Genomic DNA, 20,246 nt, shown 5'->3' with positions numbered 1-20,246 from the left:
CGCCGCCCCCGGGGGGGGGGGCCCGGGTCCGCGCCCCCCCCCCCGGCGTCCGGCGCCGTCCCCCGGCGCCGTCCTCACTCGGTGGGCGCCGGAGCGGGCTCCCTGTCCTGCGGGCGGAAGGAGAGCCGGCCGTCCTCGACGTCCACCGTGACCCGGCTGCCCTCACCGACCCGCCCGTCCAGGAGCAGCCGGGACAGCTGGTTGTCGACCTCGCGCTGGATGGTGCGGCGCAGCGGGCGGGCTCCGTACTCCGGCTGGTAGCCGCGCTGCGCCAGCCAGTCCACGGCCGCGTCGGTGAACTCGACCGCCACGCCCTGCGCGTGCAGCAGCCTGCGGGTCCTCTCCAGCAGCAGGTCGGTGATCTGCCGCAACTGCTCGGCGGTGAGCTGGCGGAAGACGACGATCTCGTCGATGCGGTTGAGGAACTCGGGCCGGAAGTGCTCGCGCAGCGGGCGCAGGATCTGCTCGCGCCGCGCCTCCTCGTCCGCCTCCGCGCCGCCCGCTCCGAACCCGATCCCGGCACCGCGCCGGGTGATCGCCTCGGAACCGAGGTTGCTGGTCATCACGATGACGGTGTTGGTGAAGTCCACCGTGCGGCCCTGGGAGTCGGTCAGCCGCCCGTCGTCGAGCACCTGGAGCAGGATGTTGAAGACGTCCGGGTGGGCCTTCTCCACCTCGTCCAGCAGGAGCAGCGAGTACGGGTGGCGGCGTACGACCTCGGTGAGCTGGCCGGCCTCCTCGTGGCCGACGTACCCGGGTGGGGCGCCCACCAGGCGGCTGACCGTGTGCCGTTCCTGGTACTCGCTCATGTCGAGGCGGACCATGCGGTCCTCGCTGCCGAACAGCGCCTCCGCCAGCGCCCGGGCCAGTTCCGTCTTGCCGACGCCGGTCGGGCCGAGGAACAGGAAGCTGCCGATGGGCCGGTCGGGGCTGGCCAGACCGGCACGGGAGCGCAGCACCGCCTCGGCGACCACGGCGACGGCCTCCTCCTGGCCGACGACCCGCCGGTGCAGGTGCTCCTCCAGGCCGAGCAGGCGCTCCTTCTCCTCCTGGGTGAGGCTGCTGACGGGGATGCCGGTCTGCCGGGACACCACCTCGGCGATGGCCTCGGCGGTCACCTCCAGATTCTGCCCCTCGTCGGCCTCCTCTTCGCCGCCGGCCTCGGCGATGCGCCGCTTCAGCTCGCCGATGCGGTCGCGCAACTGGGTGGCCTGCTCGTACTGCTCGTCCGCGACCGCCTGGTCCTTGTCGCAGGCGAGTTGTTCGACCTCGCGCTCCATGGTCCGTACGTCCGTGCCCTTGGTGCGGGCGCGCAGCCGTACCCGGGCGCCCGCCTGGTCGATCAGGTCGATCGCCTTGTCCGGCAGCCGCCGGTCGCTCAGGTACCGGTCGGACAGCTCCACGGCGGCCACCAGCGCCTCGTCGGTGTAGCGGACCTGGTGGTGGGCCTCGTAGCGGTCGCGCAGCCCGCGCAGGATCTCGATGGCGTCGGCGGCGGTCGGCTCGGGCACCAGGATCGGCTGGAAGCGGCGGGCCAGCGCCGCGTCCTTCTCGATCCGCCGGTACTCCTCCAGGGTGGTCGCGCCCACGACGTGCAGCTCGCCGCGGGCCAGGGCGGGCTTGAGGATGTTGCCCGCGTCCATGGAGCCGCCCTCACCGCCGCCGCCCGCGCCGACCACGGTGTGCAGCTCGTCGATGAAGACGATCAGGCGCTCGGAGTGGGTGCGGATCTCGGTGACGATGTTGTTCAGCCGCTCCTCGAAGTCGCCCCGGTAGCGGGTGCCCGCGACGACACCCGTCAGGTCCAGGGCCACCACCCGGCGGCCGAGCAGGATGTCGGGCACGTCGCCGTCGGTGATGCGCTGCGCGAGCCCTTCGACGATGGCCGTCTTGCCGACGCCCGCGTCACCGATCAGCACCGGGTTGTTCTTGCCGCGCCGGGAGAGCACCTCGATGGTCTGTTCGATCTCCTGGTCCCGCCCGATCACCGGGTCGATCCGGCCCTGGCGGGCCATCTCGGTGAGGTCGCGCCCGTACTTGTCCAGGGTGGGTGTGCCGGTGGGCCGCCGGTGCTCGGTGCCCGTCGGTGCGCTGGTGTCCTGGGTCTCAGGAGGCAGGCCGGAGGCGGCGAACCGGGCCGCGTTCAGGATGTGCCCGGCCGCCGAGTCGGGGTTCATCGCCAGGGCGCTGAGCACGTGCTCCGGGCCGATGTACCCGGCGCCGCTGGCCCGCGCCATGTCGTGCGCGTCCAGCAGCGCCCGCTTGACGGCCGGGGTGAGGGAGAGCGCGGTGGGCGGTGGAGCCTCGCCCGGCGGGCTCTGCGCGGGCCCGGACCGCTCGTCGATCTGCGTGGCGAGCGAGTCGGGGTCCGCGCCCGACCTGCTGAGCAGGGAGCGGGTGGGTTCCGTGGCGAGCGCCGCGCGCAGCAGGTGCTCGGTGTCCAGGTCCCGGCTGCCGTGATCGGCGGCGTACTGGGCCGCTCCCTTGACGAGTTCCCGGGCGGGCTGGCTGAGGAGCCTGCCGATGTCCACGTGCCGGGGACCGGGGCGGGTGCCGCCGAAGAACCGGGCGAAGAATTCGCCGAAGGGGTCGCGATCGCCCTCCGGGCCGACGAAGCCGCTGGTCATCGCTTTCCGTTCCTTCGCTGACGGGTGGCTCCCGCCGGGTAACCGGGTGAGCGGGGCTCATGCCCACGGTTGCACGTTCTGTGCGCCCGGGCATGTCGGGCGCGGGCGGTCCGGTCCGTCCGGGCACGTCGGGGGCCCACCGGCCCGGGGCCCCGGCCCGGACCGGCGGGCTCGTCCAGCGGAGTGTGAATCACGATCGACTCCGCGGGTTCGCGACGATGGTCTTGGCAAGGCGGCCGGGGAGGCTTACGTTCGTGCCTCTACGTGTGTTCTACGGGCGTAGAGGCTCTGACGTACGTCGAAGGAGCAGCTCATGACCAATGTCGTCCGTGCGGCCCTGGTCCAGGCGACCTGGACCGGCGACACCGAGTCCATGGTCGCCAAGCACGAGGAGCACGCCCGCGAGGCGGCCCGGCGCGGCGCCCGGATCATCGGGTTCCAGGAAGTCTTCAACGCGCCCTACTTCTGCCAGGTCCAGGAGCCGGAGCACTACCGCTGGGCCGAGCCGGTCCCGGACGGCCCGACCGTGCGCCGGATGCGGGAGCTGGCCCGCGAGACCGGCATGGTCGTCGTCGCCCCGGTCTTCGAGGTCGAGCAGTCCGGTTTCTACTACAACACCGCCGCCGTGATCGACGCGGACGGCAGCTACCTCGGCAAGTACCGCAAGCACCACATCCCGCAGGTCGAGGGGTTCTGGGAGAAGTTCTACTTCAAACCGGGCAACCTGGGCTGGCCGGTCTTCGAGACCGCCGTGGGCAGGGTCGGCGTCTACATCTGCTACGACCGCCACTTCCCGGAGGGCTGGCGGCAGCTCGGCCTGAACGGAGCCCAGCTCGTCTACAACCCCTCCGCCACCCACCGCGGCCTGTCCTCCTACCTGTGGCGGCTGGAGCAGCCCGCCGCCGCCGTCGCCAACGAGTACTTCGTCGCCGCGATCAACCGCGTGGGCCGCGAGGAGTACGGCGACAACGACTTCTACGGGACGTCGTACTTCGTCGACCCCCGCGGACAGGTCGTCGGCGACGTGGCCGGCGACGCCACCGAGGAACTGGTCGTCCGCGATCTCGACCTCGACCTCATCGAAGAGGTGCGGCAGCAGTGGGCCTTCTACCGCGACCGCCGCCCCGACGCCTACGAAGGGCTGGTGCAGCCGTGAACGACCTGTACGACCGTCACCGGGCCGTCCTGCCCGACTGGCTCGCCCTCTACTACGAGGACCCGCTGGAGATCACCCACGGCGAGGGCCGCCACGTCTGGGACGCCGAAGGCCGCCGCTACCTGGACTTCTTCGGCGGCATCCTGACCACCATGACCGCGCACGCGCTGCCCGAGGTCACCAAGGCGGTGAGCGAGCAGGCCGCCCGGATCATCCACTCCTCCACCCTGTACCTCAACCGGCCGATGGTCGAACTGGCCGAGCGCATCGCCCAGTTGAGCGGCATTCCGGACGCCCGCGTCTTCTTCACCACCTCGGGCACCGAGGCCAACGACACCGCTCTGCTGCTGGCGACGACGTACCGGCGCAGCAACACGGTGCTGGCCATGCGCAACAGCTACCACGGCCGCTCCTTCAGCGCGATCGGCATCACCGGCAACCGCTCCTGGTCGCCCAGTTCCCTCTCCCCGCTGCAGACGCTGTACGTCCACGGCGGCGTCCGCACCCGCGGCCCCTTCGCCCACCTCACCGACGACGAGTTCGTCGCGGCCTGCGTGGAGGACCTCAAGGACCTCCTCGGGCACACCCGCCCGCCCGCCGCGCTGATCGCCGAACCCATCCAGGGGGTCGGCGGCTTCACCTCCCCGCCCGACGGCCTGTACGCCGCCTTCCGGGACGTCCTGAAGGACCACGGCATCCTGTGGATCGCCGATGAGGTGCAGACCGGCTGGGGCCGCACCGGCGACCACTTCTGGGGCTGGCAGGCGCACGGACGCAGCGGACCGCCGGACATCGTCACCTTCGCCAAGGGCATCGGCAACGGCATGTCGATCGGCGGGGTCGTCGCCCGCGCCGAGATCATGAATTGCCTGGACGCCAACAGCATCTCCACCTTCGGCGGCACCCAGATCACCATGGCCGCCGGCCTCGCCAACCTCAACCACCTCGTCGAACACGACCTCCAGGGCAATGCCCGGCGGGTCGGCGGACTGCTCATCGAGCGGCTGCGGGCCGTCGCCGCCGGACTGCCCGGCGTACGGGAGGTCCGCGGCCGCGGGCTCATGATCGGCGTCGAACTGGTCAGGCCCGGCACCGACGAGGCCGACCCGCGCGCTGCCGCCGCCGTGCTGGAGGCGGCCCGGGAAGGCGGCCTCCTCATCGGCAAGGGCGGCGGCCACGACACCAGCGCGCTGCGCATCGCCCCACCACTGTCCCTGACCGTCGCGGAGGCCGAGGAGGGCGCCGCGATCCTGGCGGACGCGCTGCGCGCCGCCTCCTGAGAGCGCGCCGGAGGCGAAGTCCGCGGCGAGCGAGGCGAGAAGAGGGGAGTGCCGCCCATGACCACCGCCCCGGACAGGTCCCCGAGCGCCCGCGGCCGCCCGGAACCGGTCCCCTGGAACCCGCCGGAGCACGCCTCCTGCGTCCTGTCCGTCCGCCAAGTGCTCACCCTGGAGAGGGTGCTCGCCGGGGAGCCCGAGGTGGTGGCCGGCGCCGCCCGGCTGGACCGGCCCGTGCGCTGGGTGCACGTCGCCGAGGCCGCGGACGTCGGCGTGATGCTCAGCGGCGGCGAGATGGTGCTCACCACCGGCGTGCTGCTCGCCGGGGACGAACACAAGCAGGCCGAGTACATCCGCTCCCTGCACCGCGCGGAGGCCGCGGCCGTGGTCCTGGGCCTCGGGCGGGCGTTCCCCGCCGCGCCCGAGGTGATGCGCCGGGCCGCCGAGCGGTGCGGGCTGCCGCTGGTCGTCCTGCACCGGCCCTTCCCGTTCGCCGAGCTGACCGAGGAGGTCCAGTCCCGGCTGGTACGGCAGAAGTTCGCCTCGGTCAGCCTCTCGGAGACCGTACGCACCGCACTCACCGCACTGATCACCGCGGGCGCCCCGCTGCAGGCACTGCTCGACGAGATCGCCCGGCACAGCGCCTGCCCCGTCGTCGTCACCAACCTCGCCCACCGCGTCCTCGCCACGGCGGGCGAACGCTCCGCGGTGGACGACGTGCTGCGCGACTGGGAACGCATCGCCCGGCAGGCGGGAGGCACCGAGGGCGACGGCTGGATCCGCGCCGAACTCGGCGGACGCGGGCAGAACTGGGGCCGGATCGTGCTCTGCGGCCACCGCGGCGACGGCGCCACAGGACGGCTGCTGGCCGACCGCGCCGCCGAGGCCCTGGTCCTGCACCGCATGCTCGGCGGCGGCGCGGGCGGCTCCTGGGAGCAACAGTGCGCGCAGAGCCTGCTGACCGACCTGGTCGGCGAGACCGTACCGGCCCGGCAGCTGCTGCCCCGGGCCCGCGCGGCCGGCCTGCCGGTCAACCGGCGCACCTTCGTGCCCCTGGTCGTGCGCGACGCCGGCCCGGCCGCACTCGACCGGCTGCTGCGCCTGCTCGGCCTGCCCGGACTCGTCGCCGAACTGTCCGACGGCCTCACCGCAGTCCTGCTCAGCCTCCCGCGCGACCAGGACGCCGAAGCCCTCACCACCCACTTCGCGGCCCGGCTGCACGCCGACCCGGGACCCGGCCGCCCGGCACAGGCGTCCCCGCTCGCGGACCACCCGCACGCGGCGCCGGTCGTGGCCGCCGGACAGGCGTCCCGGGACGCGGACCACCCGCACGCGGCGCCGGTCGTGGCCGCCGGACAGGCGCGCGGAGAATGGGACGACGTGCCCGCCGGGCTGCGGGAGGCACGGCACGTGGCCGACGCCGTGGGTGACTCCGTCTGCGCCCGCGACCTGCCGGTCGTGGTCCGGCTGAGGGACGTCCACCTGCGCGGGCTGATCCGGCTGCTGCGTGACGACCCGCAGGTGCAGTCCTTCGCCGAGCGGGAGCTGGACGGGCTGCTGTGCGGCACCGACCAGGATCTGCTGGACGTGTTGCGCACCTACCTCGCCACCGGCCGCAACAAGTCCCGCACCGCACGCCTCCACCATGTCTCCCGGCCCGCGCTCTACCGGCGCCTGGAGGCCATACAGGGGCGCCTCGGGGTGGACCTCGACGACTTCGAGCAGGCCGCCTCGGTGCACATCGCACTCCTCGCGCACGACGCGCAACAGCAGTGAAGACGGTGACGGGCAACGGGAACGGCGGTGAGGCATGCGGCGGCGCCAGGGTGACACGGTGGCACGCCCTGCCCCCGCGGACGTGACAGCGTGCACCTCAAAAGCAGGGCCGCCGCCTCCCTACGCTCGCCCCACACCGACCGAGCAGCGGAGGTTTCGATGAGCCGAGTGATCCGTGCCGCCCTCTTCCAGACCGCCTGGACCGGCGACAAGGAGTCCATGACCGCGGCGCACGAGCAGGCGGTGCGCGACGCGGCCGCCCAGGGCGCCCAGGTCCTCTGCTTCCAGGAACTGTTCTACGGACCGTACTTCTGCCAGGTCCAGGACCCGGCGTTCTACGCGTACGCCGAACAGATCCCCGAGGGCCCGACCGTCCGCCGCTTCCAGGCGCTCGCCCGGGAGCTGGGCATCGTCCTGGTCCTGCCGATGTACGAGGAGGAGCGGCCCGGCGTCCTCTACAACACCGCCGCGGTGATCGACGCGGACGGCTCCTACCTCGGCAAGTACCGCAAGACCCACATCCCGCAGGTGCACGGCTTCTGGGAGAAGTTCTACTTCCGGCCGGGCAACAGCGGCTGGCCCGTCTTCGACACGGCCGTGGGCAAGGTCGGCGTCTACATCTGCTACGACCGGCACTTCCCGGAGGGCTGGCGGGCGCTCGGCCTGGCGGGCGCCGAGATCGTCTTCAACCCGTCGGCCACCTCCCGCGGCCTGTCCGGCTACCTGTGGCAGCTGGAGCAGCCGGCGGCGGCCGTCGCCAACGAGTACTTCGTCGGCGCCATCAACCGGGTCGGCGTCGAGGAGTACGGGGACGACGACTTCTACGGGACGTCGTACTTCGTCGACCCCGAGGCGCAGTTCGTCGGCGAGGTGGCGAGCGACAAGGAACCCGAACTCGTCGTCCGCGACCTGGACCTGGCCAAACTGCGCGAGGTCCGCGACCGCTGGCAGTTCTACCGCGACCGGGCGCCGGGCGCGTACACGCCGCTGACCGCCCCCTGACCCGGCACGTCACCTGCAAGGAGTGGGACCATGAGCAGCCGTACCGTCATCCGCGGCGGCCTCGTCATCACCGCCGCCGACGAGACGCACGCCGACGTCCTCGTGGAGGACGGCCGCGTCGCCGCCCTCGCCGCCTCCGGCACCCCGGCCGCCGAGGCGTTCACGGCGGAGCGGACCATCGACGCCACCGGAAAGTACGTCATCCCGGGCGGCGTCGACGGACACACCCACATGGAGATGCCCTTCGGCGGCACCTACGCCTCGGACACCTTCGAGACCGGCACCCGGGCCGCCGCCTGGGGCGGCACGACCACCATCGTCGACTTCGCGATCCAGTCCAAGGGCGGCGCCCTGCGCGAGGGCCTGGACGCCTGGCACGCCAAGGCCGAGGGCAACTGCGCCGTCGACTACGGCTTCCACATGATCGTCTCCGACGTGAACGAGGACACGCTCAAGGAGATGGACCTGCTGGTGGAGGAGGGCGTGACCTCCTTCAAGCAGTTCATGGCCTACCCGGGCGTGTTCTACAGCGACGACGGGCAGATCCTGCGCGCCATGCAGCGTGCCGCGGACAACGGCGGGCTGATCATGATGCACGCCGAGAACGGCATCGCCATCGACGTCCTGGTCGCCCAGGCCCTGGCCCGCGGCGAGAAGGACCCGCGCTACCACGGCGAGGTCCGCAAGGCCCTGCTGGAGGCCGAGGCCACCCACCGTGCGATCCGGCTCGCGCAGGTGGCTGGCGCCCCGCTGTACGTCGTGCACGTCTCGGCGCGCGAGGCGGTCGCCGAACTGACCCGGGCCCGCGACGAAGGGCTGCCCGTCTTCGGCGAGACCTGCCCGCAGTACCTGTTCCTGTCCACCGACAACCTCGCCGAACCGGACTTCGAGGGCGCCAAATACGTGTGCAGCACCCCCCTGCGCCCCAAGGACCACCAGGCGTCCCTGTGGCGGGGCCTGCGCACCGACGACCTCCAGGTGGTCTCCACCGACCACTGCCCCTTCTGCTTCACCGGGCAGAAGGAACTGGGCCGCGGCGACTTCTCCAAGATCCCCAACGGCCTGCCGGGCGTCGAGAACCGCATGGACCTGCTCCACCAGGCCGTCGTCGACGGGCACATCTCGCGCCGCCGCTGGATCGAGATCGCCTGCGCCGCCCCGGCCCGCATGTTCGGCCTGTACCCGAAGAAGGGCACCCTCGCGCCCGGCGCCGACGCCGACATCGTGATCTACGACCCGCACGCCGAGCAGGTCCTGTCCGCGGCGACCCACCACATGAACGTCGACTACTCGGCCTACGAGGGCCGCCGCGTCACCGGCCGGGTGGAGACCGTGCTCTCGCGCGGCGAGCCCGTCATCACCGAGCGGGAGTACACCGGACGCGCCGGACACGGCGTCTACACCCCGCGCTCCACCTGCCAGTACCTCGACTAGGAGCGGTGCCCATGGACTTCGGACTCGTCCTGCAGACCGACCCGCCGGCCTCGCGCGTCATCAGCCTGATGCAGCGCGCCGAGCACAACGGCTTCCGCTACGGCTGGACCTTCGACTCCGCCGTGCTGTGGCAGGAACCGTTCGTCATCTACAGCCAGATCCTCGCGCAGACCCAGCACCTGACCGTCGGCCCGATGGTCACCAACCCGTCCACCCGCACCTGGGAGGTCACCGCCTCCACCTTCGCCACCCTCAACGACATGTTCGGCAACCGCACGGTGTGCGGCATCGGCCGCGGCGACTCCGCGATGCGCGTGGCCGGCCGCAAGCCCAACACGCTGGCCCGGATCAGCGAGGCCATGAAGGTCGTCAAGGCGCTGGGCAGGGGAGAGGAGGCCGACCTCGGCGGCACGACCGTCCGCTTCCCCTGGGTCGGCCCGGGCGCCGAAGTGCCCGTCTGGATGGCCGCGTACGGGCCCAAGGCCCTGAAGATGGCGGGCGAGGAGGCCGACGGCTTCATCCTCCAGCTCGCCGACCTGTACCTCACCGAGTACATGGTCAAGGCGGTCAAGGACGCCGCCGTCGCCGCCGGGCGCGACCCGGCCGAGGTGAAGGTCTGCGTGGCCGCCCCCGCCTACGTCACCGCCGACGACTCGCCCGAGGCGCTCGCCCACGCCCGTGAGCAGTGCCGCTGGTTCGGCGGCATGGTGGGCAACCACGTCGCCGACCTGGTCGCCCGCTACGGAGAGCACTCCGCCGCCGTACCCGACGCCCTCACCGACTACATCAAGGCCCGCCAGGGCTACGACTACGCCCACCACGGGCGCAGCGGAAACCCGGACACCCGGTTCGTGCCCGACGAGATCGTCGACCGGTTCTGCGTGATCGGACCGGCCGAGCGGCACATCGAGAAGCTGAACGCGCTGCGCGAGCTGGGCGTGGACCAGTTCGCCGTGTACGCCATGCACGACGCGCGCGAAGCCGTGATCGACGCGTACGGCCGCGAGGTCATTCCCGTCGTCAATCCCAGATAGCCCAACACCCCCGTCGATTGGGGCCGTCCATGACCGACACCGCACCCCCGGGCATACCGCCGACCGCCCAGGTCACCCTCCCCGACGGGCGCGTGGAGCTCGCTCCCGGCACTCCACCGCCCAGCGGCCCCTACGCCAACGCCGACCTGCTCCCGGTCCCGGTGGCGCGGCGCACCTGGACCACGTACAACTTCTCCGCCCTGTGGGTCGGCATGGCCCACAACACGGCCTCCTGGACCCTCGCCTCCGGCCTGATCGCCGTCGGCATGGACTGGAAGCAGGCGGTGTTCACCATCGCCGTGGCCAACCTGATCGTGCTCGTCCCGATGCTGCTCACCGGCCACGCGGGACCCAGGTACGGCATTCCGTTCCCGGTCTTCGCCCGCGCGTCCTTCGGGGTGCGCGGCGCCAACCTGCCCGCCGTGGTACGGGCCTTGGTGGCGTGCGGCTGGTTCGGCATCCAGACCTGGATCGGCGGCGAGGCGATCTACTTCCTGGCCGGGAAGCTGGTCGGGGACGGCTGGACGGGCGCCGCCCGCATCGGCGGGTACGCCTGGACGATGTGGCTGTCCTTCGCCCTCTTCTGGGTGATCCAGGTAGCCGTCATCCTGCGGGGCATGGACACCATCCGCCGCTTCGAGAACTGGGCGGCGCCCTTCGTCCTCGTCGGCGCGTTCGTGATGCTGTGGTGGATGAGCGCGAAGGCCGGCGGCTTCGGCCCGCTGTTCGACCAGCCTTCGAAGCTGGGCTGGGGCGCCGGCTTCTGGAAGCTGTTCGCGCCCTCGCTGATGGGCATGATCGGCTTCTGGTCGACGCTCTCCCTGAACATCCCCGACTTCACCCGCTACGGCAGGAGCCAGCGGGCGCAGACCCGGGGGCAGGCGCTCGGCCTGCCCACCACCATGACGCTGTTCGCGTTCCTGTCGGTGCTCGTCACCTCCGGCTCGCAGGCCGTCTACGGCCAACCGGTGTGGGACCCGGTGCAGTTGGCGGCGAAAGCGGACAACACGGCGGGGCTGCTGTACGCACTGGTGACCGTGCTGGTGGCGACCCTGTCGGTGAACATCGCCGCCAACCTGGTCTCCCCGGCGTTCGACTTCTCCAACGTCGCGCCGCGCAGGGTGAGTTTCCGCACCGGCGCCCTCATCACGGCCGTACTCGCCGTGGTGATCCGCCCCTGGAAGCTCCACTCCGACCCCCAGGGCTACATCTTCACCTGGCTGGGCCTGGTCGGCGGGCTGCTCGGCACGGTCGCGGGCATCCTCGTCGCCGACTACTGGATCCTGCGCCGCGCCCGCCTGGACCTCGGCGACCTGTACCGCGCCGGCGGACGTTACTGGTACGCGGGCGGCTGGAACTGGCGGGCCGTCACCGCCTTCGTCGTGGGCGGCGTCCTGGCGGTCGGCGGCGCGGACTTCCATCCGCTGATCGACGGCCGGCCGCTCCCGGCCCTGCGACCGCTGGCCGACTACGGCTGGGCCGTGGGCCTGGGCACGTCCACCGTGCTGTACCTGCTGCTGTCGCTGCCGGGCCGGCGGACCCGGGGCGTCGGCTGACGCGGGGCGTCGGCCGACGCGGGCCGAGCCCGTGCACGGGGCGGCCGGGTCCGGTCGGGGCGGTCAGTTCCCCTGGGACCGGCCGCCCAGCAGCGCGGCCACCGCTTCCCTGGCCGCCTTGATGGCACCCTTGTTGATCTCGTCGGCGGCGGGTGCCTTCTTCGTCTCGAAGTCGCTGCCGTTGTACGTCACCGCCACCAGCGCGTTGGCTGCGCGGACCAGCACCACGCCCTCACGGGTCTGCTGCTTCTTCTCGGTGGTGAGGTTCACGACGGAGTAGGCGGCGTCACCGAGGCCGGGCACCGCACCGCCGCCGCTCTTCGCGGCGGTGCGCTGCTGGTAGGCGGCGGTGGCCGCCTCGTCGGACCGCATGACCTCGAAGGACACGTCGAGCCAGCGGTAGTCGTAGCCCTTGAGCGCGTTCCAGGAACAGGTCCGGCGCACGCTCTCGTCCGTCGAGGCGATCTCCTTGCCCGCCGTCTTCGCGCCGGGGACCAGCGTGGTGACGGTCTTCGTGGAGACGGCGGTGCACGGCGCGGGGGCCGACGTGTACGCGTTCGGCTGCCCGGTGGCGGACGTCCCGGAGGACGACCCCGGCACCGTGGGGGAGCCGGACGCCGAGCCCGACCGGGTGCCGGTGGTGCCGGTGCCCTGTCCGCCCGCCTTGGGCCCGTCGGCGGACGACCCGGCGAACGGGCCGGACGTCAACGCCCAGCCGGCACAGGCGAGTACGACGACCGGAGTCAGCCGCGCGGTGAGTGCGAGCGGCAGGGGAAGATCACGCACGGCACACTTCTCGTGTGGGGGACGGACGTTGCGAAGCACGTCCGCAGTGTGGACGGGACGACAGTGTCACATGCCCGCCTGTGCGGCGGAAGTGCCAACTCGCTCCGTGCCCGGGCGATCACACGGCCGGGCACCACCGGGCCCCCGGCCGGGGCAGCATGCTTGGTCGCTGGTCGCTGGTCGCTGGTCGCTGGTCGCTGGTCGCTGGTCGCCGGTCACCGGTGGCCGGGGCGGTCACCGCGTCACGGCACGCGCGCGGTCCACTGCGGTGCACCGAACTTGGCGCGCGCCAGCTCCTGGGCGCGGGCCAGTTCCTCGTCGGTGACCTTGCCGCCGGTCAGCCCGTACCGGCTGCCGAAGGACTCGATCATCCGCTCGATGACGGTCTCGCGCGCCAGCCCCGTCTGCCGGCGCAGCGGATCCACCCGCTTCTTCGCGCTCTTCGTGCCCTTGTCGGACATCTTCTCCCGCCCGATGCGCAGCACGTCGAGCATCTTGCCGGCGTCGATGTCGTAGGACATGGTCACGTGGTGCAGGACCGCACCCGGCCCGCCGCCCGGCCCGACGATCCGCTTCTGCGCGGCGCCCGCGATCTTCCCCTGGTCGGTGGCGATGTCGTTCAGCGGCTGGTACCAGGCCCGGATGCCCATGTCGCCGAGGGCGCCGAGGACCCAGTCGTCCAGGTAGGCGTAGCTGTCCTGGAAGGACAGGCCCTGCACGAGCGCCTCGGGCACCGACAGGGAGTAGGTGATGGTGTTGCCCGGCTCGACGAACATCGCGCCGCCGCCGGAGATCCGGCGCACCACCTCGACGCCGTGCCGTGCGGCGCCGTCGGCGTCCACCTCGTTGCGCAGCGACTGGAAGCTGCCGATGATCACCGCGGGGGAGGCCCACTCCCACACCCGCAGGGTCGGCGGCCGGCGGCCGGCGGCGACCTCGGCGGTCAGCACCTCGTCCAGCGCCATGTGCAGGGCGGGGGACTGGGGGCCTTCGTGGATCAGCTGCCAGTCGTAGTCGGTCCAGTCGGTGGCGTGGGCCAGCGCGCGGCGCACCGCGACCCCCACGCCCTCCGAGGTCAGTCCGTACATGACCGTGCCGACGGGGAGCGCCGCGTCGATGCGGGCGGCGAGGCCCGCCGCGTCGGTGTCGGCGGGGGCACCCTCCAGCGCCGCGTTCACCGCGTCCAGGGCCTCGTCCGGCTCCAGGAAGAAGTCACCCGCCACGCGCACCTGCCGCAGCACGCCGTCCTCGGACTCCACGTCCACGACGACGAGCTTGCCGCCGGGCACCTTGTACTCACCGTGCACTTCCTGGCCCTCCCTTGCTGCCGCAGGGACCAACGCCCGGGCGGACCGGTGTGTTCCCCGCCCACCTGTGATGTGCCTGTGACCCGGAACTATGGCTTCCGTCACAGTCCCGGCGAAGGGGCCCTGATGGGCTGGGCGGATGCGCAGAGCCACCGTTCCCGTCCTGCTCCTCGCCCTGGGCCTCGGGCTCACGGTCTGCGGCGACCGGCCCGGCGCAGGGCTCGCCGGTGCCGGTCCGGCGGCGGCAGGCGCCCTGGACGCCGACCCGCTGGACGCCTACGGGATGACCGCCGCCGAGACGCACACCGTCGCCGTCGCCCGCTGGACCCTCGCCAAGGAGTGCATGCGGGGCCTCGGCTTCGACAGCCTGCGCGACCTGGACCCCGCTCACCCGCCGGGCCCGCCGCAGCGCCCGGCCGACGGGAAGACGGTCGTCGGCCTGATGGCCGTCGCCGACCGCGACCACCGCTACGGCGTCCAGGACCCCGAGGAGGCCGCGACCTACGGCTACCGGGCACCGGTCGCCGAGTACCGGCGGGCGGCACCGGACAGGAAGTGGACGCTACCCGAATACCTGGCCCTCACGGGGGCGGGCTTCGGCGACGACCCGAGGAGCGTCCACGGTCACCCGATCCCCGAACGGGGCTGCCTGGGCCGGGCCGACCTGCGCATCTACGGCCGGGACCGGTACGCGGCACCGGACCCGGTCCTCACCCTGCGCTCCGAGAGCCGGCAACGCGCGCAGCAGGACCCCGCCTGGACGCACGCCGACCGGCTGTGGTCGGCCTGTATGCGCGGGGCGGGCTACCACTACGCCACGCCCCGCGAGGCGCAGGACGGCGACGACCGCCGTGACGAGGACCTGAAACGCTTCCTCTCCGCCCACCGCCCCGAGGACGAGCGGCCCTCCGAGGCCGAGCGACGCACGGCCGTCGCCGACGCCCGCTGCAAGCGGCGGACGGGCTGGGTCCGCACGGTGCGGGCCCTCGACGTACGCGAGCAGGCAGCGGTCATCGCCGAGCACCGCCCCGCACTGGAGGAGGCGCGCGCCCGCGCCCGAGCCGCCGTGCGCAACGCCCGCGCCCTCGTGCGGGACGGTTCATGAGGCCGCGCCGCGGCCTGCCCCGTCCGTGCCACGGCACCACCGCCGCCCGCCGCCCGCCGCCCGACGCCGGCATCAGGCCGCCCGCGGCACGGCAGCCGCGGTGCGTACCGCCGCAACCGCCTGGGGAGGTCTGGGGAGGCCCGGGAAGATCCGGAGAGGCCCGGGAAGATCCGGGGTGGCGTACCGAACCGGGGTCACCAGGACCGGCGACGCCACCGGCACGCAGCGAACACCGAGGTGAGAGATGCAGTTCACCACCCGCCCCACCCTCCAGGGCACCTTCGGCATGGTGTCCTCCACCCACTGGCTGGCCTCGCAGTCGGCGATGGCCGTGCTGGAGGCCGGCGGCAACGCCTACGACGCGGCCGTGGCCGGTGCGTTCGTGCTGCACGTCGTGGAGCCGCACCTCAACGGGCCGGCCGGTGAGGTGCCGATCCTGCTCGCGCCGGCGGGCGGCGAGGTGCGGGTGCTGTGCGGGCAGGGCGTGGCGCCGGCCGGGGCGACGGTCGCGCACTACAAGGGGCTCGGGCTCGACCTCGTGCCGGGCACCGGGCCGCTCGCCGCCGCCGTTCCCGGCGCCTTCGACGCGTGGATGCTGCTGCTGCGCGACCACGGCACCAAGTCGCTCGACGACGTCCTGAAGTACGCGGTCGGGTACGCCGAGCACGGGCACGCCCCGGTGGAGCGCGTCGGAGCGACCGTCGAGACCGTACGGGAACTGTTCGAGACCGAGTGGACCTCTTCGGCCGACGTGTACCTGCCCGGCGGCCGGCCGCCCCGCCCTGGGGAACTGCTGCGCAACCCCGCCCTGGCCGCCACCTGGAAACGGCTGCTGGCCGAGACGGCAGGGGCCGGAGACCGGGAGGCGCGGATCGACGCCGCCCGCGAGGTGTGGCGGTCCGGCTTCGTCGCCGAGGCCCTGGTCAGGCAGGCGCGGCGGCCCACGCTGGACACCAGCGGCGCGCACCGCACCGGCACCCTCACCGCCGCCGACCTGGCCGGCTGGTCCGCTTCCTACGAGGCCCCGGCGACCTACGACTGGAACGGCTGGACCCTGTGCAAGGCGGGCCCCTGGAGCCAGGGACCGGTCTTCCTCCAGCAACTCGCCCTGCTCCCGCCCGAACTGCCCCCCTACGGGTCCGCCGACTACGTCCACCTGCTCGTCGAGGGCTGCAAGCTCGCCATGGCCGACCGCGAGGCCTGGTACGGGGACGCGGCCGGCGTGCCGCTCGACGACCTGCTCGCCGCGCGGTACAACGCCGAGCGGCGCCGGCTGATCGGCGCCGAGGCCTCCTGGGAACTGCGTCCCGGCAGCCCCGGCGGGCGCGTTCCGAGGCTGAGCGCGCACGCGTACCGGGCCGCCGCGGACGAGGGCGGGTACGACGCCCTGGGCGTCGGCGAGCCGACGGTCGCCAAGCCGTCCACGTCCCCCGTGCCCGGCGAGCCCGAGGTCCGTTCCGACGGCGCCACCCGCGGCGACACCTGCCATCTCGACGTCGTCGACCGCTGGGGCAACATGGTCGCCGCCACGCCCAGCGGCGGCTGGCTCCAGTCCAACCCCGTCGTGCCCGAACTGGGCTTCCCGCTCGGCACCCGGTTGCAGATGACCTGGCTGCAGGAGGGCCTGCCGAACACGCTGACGCCCGGCCGCCGCCCCCGCACCACCCTCAGCCCGTCCCTCGCTCTGCGCGACCAAGTGCCCGTGCTGGCCTTCGGCACGCCCGGCGGCGACCAGCAGGACCAGTGGCAGCTGCACTTCTTCCTCGCGGTCGCGCTGCGCTCGGCGGTCCGGGGCGGCCTCGACCTGCAAGGCGCCGTCGACGCCCCGAACTGGCACAACGACGCCTTCCCGGGGTCCTTCTACCCACGCGGCATGCGTCCGGGCTCCGTCACCGTCGAGTCCCGCACGGACCCGGAGGTCGTCGCCGGGCTGCGCCGCCGGGGCCACGACGTGACGGTCGGCGACGCCTGGTCCGAGGGCCGGCTGTGCGCGGTCGCCCGGGACCCGCGCACGGGCGTCCTGTCGGCGGCGGCCAACCCGCGCGGGATGCAGGGGTACGCGGTGGGGCGCTGAGCGGCACCGGAGGAGACCGGGAAGCGCCCGGCGGCGCCGGGACGACAGGGAAGGGCGGCCTGCGGGGCCCGGTCCCGGGGCCCGCGCCCCGGGTGTTCACGCCGATTCCACCCGGTGTGCACCCGGGCGGCGGGCGTTGTCACAGGCGCGTGCTCTCATGGAGGCATGATCGAAGAGACGGAAACCATCGAAGAGTTTCTCGCGGAGCGCTCGTCCGACGTGGAGGAGGCGGTCCGCAAGGCCGCCGCGGCCGAGATCATGCCCCGCTTCCGCAGGCTCGCCGCGCACGAGGTCGACCAGAAGTCCGGACCCCACGACCTGGTCACCGACGCCGACCGGCTCGCCGAGCGGTACCTCACCGACACGCTCGCCGGCCTGCTGCCCGGCTCCCTCGTGGTCGGCGAGGAGGCGGTGCACGCCGACCCCGCCGTCTACCGGGCCATAGGCGGCGACGCCCCGGTGTGGATCGTGGACCCGGTGGACGGCACCCGCCAGTTCGTGCACGGCGACCCGGGCTTCTGCACGCTGGTCGCCCTCACCCTGCGCGGCGTCGTCCTGGCCTCCTGGACCTACGCCCCGGCCTTCGACCGGCTCGCCGTCGCGGTGCGCGGCCGGGGCGCCCGCCTCGACGGCGAACCCCTGCGCTGCGGCGCCCCCGAGCCGGGCCGCGCGCTCCAAGTGGCCACCTCACACCCCGACTTCACGAACGACGCGCAGAAGCGCGCCCTGCGCGGCCTGTGGAGCGACGGATTCGCGCCCCGCGCCTGCGGCTCGGCCGGCCTGGAGTACCTGGCCGTCGCCCGGGGCGAGTTGGACGCCACCGCGTTCACCTGGGAGGCCGCCTGGGACCACGCGGCGGGCCTGCTGCTCGTGGCGGAGGCGGGCGGCACCCACGTGACCCTCGCGGGCGAGCCGTTCCGGGTCACCGGGGGCAACGCCCTGCCGTTCACCGCCGCGCGGGACGCGGCCACCGCCCGGCGGGTGATCGGGACGCTGACCGCCCCGGCCTGAGCCGTGCCGGGGCCGCCGAACCCTGCGGGAGCCGCGCCCCGCGGGCCCCGGTGTCGGTGCGGCGGCATATCCTGGCACCGACGACAGGTCCGCGTGGCCATCGGCTGACGAAGGGGTCCGAAGGTGCCGTCGATGCTCGATGCCGTGGTCGTGGGAGCGGGGCCGAACGGCCTGACCGCCGCCGTGGAGCTGGCCCGCCGCGGCTTCTCCACGGCCGTGTTCGAGGCGCGGGACACCGTCGGCGGCGGCGCCCGCACCGAGGAGCTGACCCTCCCCGGGTTCCGGCACGACCCGTGCTCCGCCGCCCACCCCCTCGCCGTCAACTCGCCCGCCTTCCGCGCCCTGCCCCTGGAGCGCTACGGCCTGCGGTGGCTCCACCCCGAGCTGCCCATGGCCCACCCCTTCCCCGACGGCACCGCGGCCGTCCTGGCCCGCTCCGTCGCCGAGACGGCCGCCTCCTTCGGGGCGCGGGACGCCGGCGCGTACCGCCGGCTCGTCGAGCCGTTCCTGCCCCGCTGGGACACCCTGGCCCGCGACTTCATGTCCCTGCCGCTGACCGCCCTGCCCCGCGACCCGGTCACCCTCGCCCGCTTCGGCCTCGCCGGACTGCCCCCCTCCACCTGGCTCACGCGCCGCTTCCGCGACGAGCGGGCCAAGACGCTCTTCGCCGGCCTCGTCGCCCACGTGATGGCACCGCTCGGCGGCTTCGCCACCGGCGCCATCGGCCTGGTGTTCGCGCTGGCGGCGCACGCCCGCGGCTGGCCGCTGGCCCGCGGCGGCTCCCAGGCGATCTCCGACGCCCTCGCCGCCCACCTCAAGGACCTCGGCGGCGCGGTGCACACCGACTACGAGGTCAAACGCCTCGACGACCTGCCGCCCGCCCGGGCGTACGTCTTCGACACCTCACCCACCGCGCTGGCCCGCATCGCGGGCCTGGGCCGCTACTACGACTCCTACCGGTACGGCCCCGGGGTCTTCAAGATCGACTACGCGCTGGACGGGCCCGTCCCGTGGACCGCCGAGGAGCCCCGCGCCGCCGGAACCGTGCAGATCGGGGCGGACAGCACCGAGATCGGCGCCGCGCTGCGCGCCGCCTCCCGCGAGGGCCGCGCACCCGACAGACCCTTCCTCATCACCGTCCAGCCCAGCGTCGTCGACCCCACCCGGGCCCCCGCGGGCAAGCACGTCTTCTGGGCGTACGGACATGTGCCGGCCGGCTGGGACGGCGACCTCACCGACGCCATCGAACGCCAACTGGAGCGCTACGCCCCCGGCTTCCGCGACCGCGTCCTCGCCCGCGCCACCGCCGGACCGGCACAGCTCGCCGCCCGCAACGCCAACTACGTCGGCGGCGACATCGCCTCCGGCGCGGTCTCCGGACTCCAGATCCTGCTCCGGCCCAAGCTCACCCTGTTCCCGTACCACACCCCGCACCCGGCCGTCTTCATCTGCTCCTCGGCCACCCCGCCCGGCCCCGGAGTGCACGGCATGTCCGGACACAACGCGGCCAAGGCCGTCTGGAGGAGGCTGCGCCAGACATGACCGCCACCCCCGCCCTCAGGCTCGTGCGCGGCGACATCACCCGGCAGCACGCCGACGCCCTCGTCAACGCCGCCAACTCCTCCCTGCTCGGCGGAGGCGGCGTCGACGGCGCCATCCACCGCCGCGGCGGCCCCGCCATCCTGGAGGAGTGCCGCGCGCTGCGGGCCTCCAGGTACGGCAGAGGCCTGCCCACCGGGCAGGCCGTCGCCACCACCGCGGGCGCGCTGGACGCCCGCTGGGTGATCCACACCGTCGGTCCGGTGTACCAGGGCCCGGGCAGCGACCCGGCACCCCTGGCCTCCTGCTACCGCGAGTCCCTGCGGGTCGCCGACGAACTGGGGGCCCGCACGGTCGCCTTCCCGGCGATCTCCACCGGCGTCTACCGCTGGCCGCTCGACGACGCCGCACGCGTTGCCGTCCAGAGTGTGCGGCAGACGCGGACCGCCGTCGAAGAGGTCACGTTCGTCCTCTTCGACGACCCGGCCTACCAGGCGTTCGCCGCGCAACTCGCCTGAGAGCGGGCACCGCGCCGCGCACGGCCACCGGCCCGCCCCGGCGG

15 protein-coding genes are annotated in these 20,246 nt (G+C 73.4%); 12 read left to right on the top strand and 3 right to left on the bottom strand.

Annotation, left to right across the window (positions count from 1 at the left end; genetic code table 11):
• Window positions 1-74 precede the first annotated feature (74 nt).
• A complete protein-coding gene (locus ACFC02_RS35535; RefSeq protein WP_376366197.1) occupies window positions 75-2,627 on the bottom strand; it encodes an ATP-dependent Clp protease ATP-binding subunit in 2,553 nt (850 codons plus the stop codon).
• Between the two features lie 313 nt (window positions 2,628-2,940).
• Here ACFC02_RS35535 and ACFC02_RS35530 point away from each other — a divergent pair, with 313 nt between their 5' ends.
• From ACFC02_RS35530 to ACFC02_RS35500, 7 genes are all read left to right on the top strand, one after another.
• Window positions 2,941-3,783 carry a nitrilase-related carbon-nitrogen hydrolase gene (locus ACFC02_RS35530; protein WP_376366195.1) on the top strand — a complete coding sequence of 281 codons (843 nt, stop codon included), beginning with the start codon at window positions 2,941-2,943 and terminating at the stop codon, window positions 3,781-3,783.
• Window positions 3,780-5,063, top strand: coding sequence for an aspartate aminotransferase family protein (locus ACFC02_RS35525; protein WP_376366193.1), 1,284 nt, complete (start codon window positions 3,780-3,782; stop codon window positions 5,061-5,063). Before ACFC02_RS35530 ends, ACFC02_RS35525 begins: the two co-directional genes overlap by 4 nt.
• 57 nt (window positions 5,064-5,120) lie before the next feature.
• Window positions 5,121-6,836, top strand: coding sequence for a PucR family transcriptional regulator (locus tag ACFC02_RS35520; protein ID WP_376366191.1), 1,716 nt, complete (start codon window positions 5,121-5,123; stop codon window positions 6,834-6,836).
• A gap of 159 nt (window positions 6,837-6,995) precedes the next feature.
• Window positions 6,996-7,838, top strand: a complete 843-nt coding sequence (locus ACFC02_RS35515; RefSeq protein WP_376366189.1) for a nitrilase-related carbon-nitrogen hydrolase — start codon at window positions 6,996-6,998, stop codon at window positions 7,836-7,838.
• Between the two features lie 30 nt (window positions 7,839-7,868).
• On the top strand, window positions 7,869-9,272 hold the full coding sequence (gene hydA / locus ACFC02_RS35510) for a dihydropyrimidinase (RefSeq protein WP_376366187.1): 1,404 nt from the start codon (window positions 7,869-7,871) through the stop codon (window positions 9,270-9,272).
• A gap of 11 nt (window positions 9,273-9,283) precedes the next feature.
• Window positions 9,284-10,306, top strand: coding sequence for a TIGR03842 family LLM class F420-dependent oxidoreductase (locus ACFC02_RS35505; protein ID WP_376366185.1), 1,023 nt, complete (start codon window positions 9,284-9,286; stop codon window positions 10,304-10,306).
• A gap of 29 nt (window positions 10,307-10,335) precedes the next feature.
• Window positions 10,336-11,862 carry an NCS1 family nucleobase:cation symporter-1 gene (locus ACFC02_RS35500; RefSeq protein WP_376366183.1) on the top strand — a complete coding sequence of 509 codons (1,527 nt, stop codon included), beginning with the start codon at window positions 10,336-10,338 and terminating at the stop codon, window positions 11,860-11,862.
• A 63-nt stretch (window positions 11,863-11,925) separates the two neighbouring features.
• Here ACFC02_RS35500 and ACFC02_RS35495 read toward each other — a convergent pair whose 3' ends face one another.
• The gene (locus ACFC02_RS35495; protein ID WP_376366182.1) at window positions 11,926-12,648 is read right to left on the bottom strand and encodes a hypothetical protein; all 723 of its coding nucleotides are present in this window, start codon (window positions 12,646-12,648) and stop codon (window positions 11,926-11,928) included.
• Window positions 12,649-12,890: 242 nt separating this feature from the next.
• Complete coding sequence (locus ACFC02_RS35490; RefSeq protein ID WP_376366180.1) at window positions 12,891-13,955, bottom strand: biotin/lipoate A/B protein ligase family protein; 1,065 nt, start codon at window positions 13,953-13,955, stop codon at window positions 12,891-12,893.
• Between the two features lie 139 nt (window positions 13,956-14,094).
• Here ACFC02_RS35490 and ACFC02_RS35485 point away from each other — a divergent pair, with 139 nt between their 5' ends.
• From ACFC02_RS35485 to ACFC02_RS35465, 5 genes are all read left to right on the top strand, one after another.
• A complete protein-coding gene (locus ACFC02_RS35485) occupies window positions 14,095-15,060 on the top strand; it encodes a hypothetical protein (protein WP_376366178.1) in 966 nt (321 codons plus the stop codon).
• A 244-nt stretch (window positions 15,061-15,304) separates the two neighbouring features.
• Window positions 15,305-17,134: a gamma-glutamyltransferase family protein gene (locus ACFC02_RS35480; RefSeq protein ID WP_376366176.1), complete on the top strand. Its 1,830-nt coding sequence runs from the start codon at window positions 15,305-15,307 to the stop codon at window positions 17,132-17,134.
• Between the two features lie 165 nt (window positions 17,135-17,299).
• A complete protein-coding gene (locus ACFC02_RS35475; protein WP_376366174.1) occupies window positions 17,300-18,145 on the top strand; it encodes an inositol monophosphatase family protein in 846 nt (281 codons plus the stop codon).
• A 132-nt stretch (window positions 18,146-18,277) separates the two neighbouring features.
• On the top strand, window positions 18,278-19,687 hold the full coding sequence (locus tag ACFC02_RS35470) for an NAD(P)/FAD-dependent oxidoreductase (protein WP_360964767.1): 1,410 nt from the start codon (window positions 18,278-18,280) through the stop codon (window positions 19,685-19,687).
• Entirely contained in the window at window positions 19,684-20,202 is a 519-nt protein-coding gene (locus ACFC02_RS35465) for an O-acetyl-ADP-ribose deacetylase (RefSeq protein ID WP_376366172.1), read from the top strand. The genes ACFC02_RS35470 and ACFC02_RS35465 overlap by 4 nt, the downstream gene beginning before the upstream one ends.
• Window positions 20,203-20,246: the final 44 nt, after the last annotated feature.

The sequence above is a fragment of the Streptomyces sp. NPDC056160 genome, from assembly GCF_042268205.1.
GTDB lineage: Bacteria > Actinomycetota > Actinomycetes > Streptomycetales > Streptomycetaceae > Streptomyces.
Note: the sequence above shows the minus strand (reverse complement) of the source record. Positions and strands in the feature narration are given on the sequence as shown.

Coding starts and splice junctions, on each gene's coding strand:
- ACFC02_RS35535 (WP_376366197.1), bottom strand. CDS start 2,627: ATGACCAGCGGCTTCGTCGGCCCGGAGGGCGATCGCGACCCCTTCGGC.
- ACFC02_RS35530 (WP_376366195.1), top strand. CDS start 2,941: ATGACCAATGTCGTCCGTGCGGCCCTGGTCCAGGCGACCTGGACCGGC.
- ACFC02_RS35520 (WP_376366191.1), top strand. CDS start 5,121: ATGACCACCGCCCCGGACAGGTCCCCGAGCGCCCGCGGCCGCCCGGAA.
- ACFC02_RS35515 (WP_376366189.1), top strand. CDS start 6,996: ATGAGCCGAGTGATCCGTGCCGCCCTCTTCCAGACCGCCTGGACCGGC.
- hydA (WP_376366187.1), top strand. CDS start 7,869: ATGAGCAGCCGTACCGTCATCCGCGGCGGCCTCGTCATCACCGCCGCC.
- ACFC02_RS35505 (WP_376366185.1), top strand. CDS start 9,284: ATGGACTTCGGACTCGTCCTGCAGACCGACCCGCCGGCCTCGCGCGTC.
- ACFC02_RS35500 (WP_376366183.1), top strand. CDS start 10,336: ATGACCGACACCGCACCCCCGGGCATACCGCCGACCGCCCAGGTCACC.
- ACFC02_RS35485 (WP_376366178.1), top strand. CDS start 14,095: ATGCGCAGAGCCACCGTTCCCGTCCTGCTCCTCGCCCTGGGCCTCGGG.
- ACFC02_RS35480 (WP_376366176.1), top strand. CDS start 15,305: ATGCAGTTCACCACCCGCCCCACCCTCCAGGGCACCTTCGGCATGGTG.
- ACFC02_RS35475 (WP_376366174.1), top strand. CDS start 17,300: ATGATCGAAGAGACGGAAACCATCGAAGAGTTTCTCGCGGAGCGCTCG.
- ACFC02_RS35470 (WP_360964767.1), top strand. CDS start 18,278: ATGCTCGATGCCGTGGTCGTGGGAGCGGGGCCGAACGGCCTGACCGCC.
- ACFC02_RS35465 (WP_376366172.1), top strand. CDS start 19,684: ATGACCGCCACCCCCGCCCTCAGGCTCGTGCGCGGCGACATCACCCGG.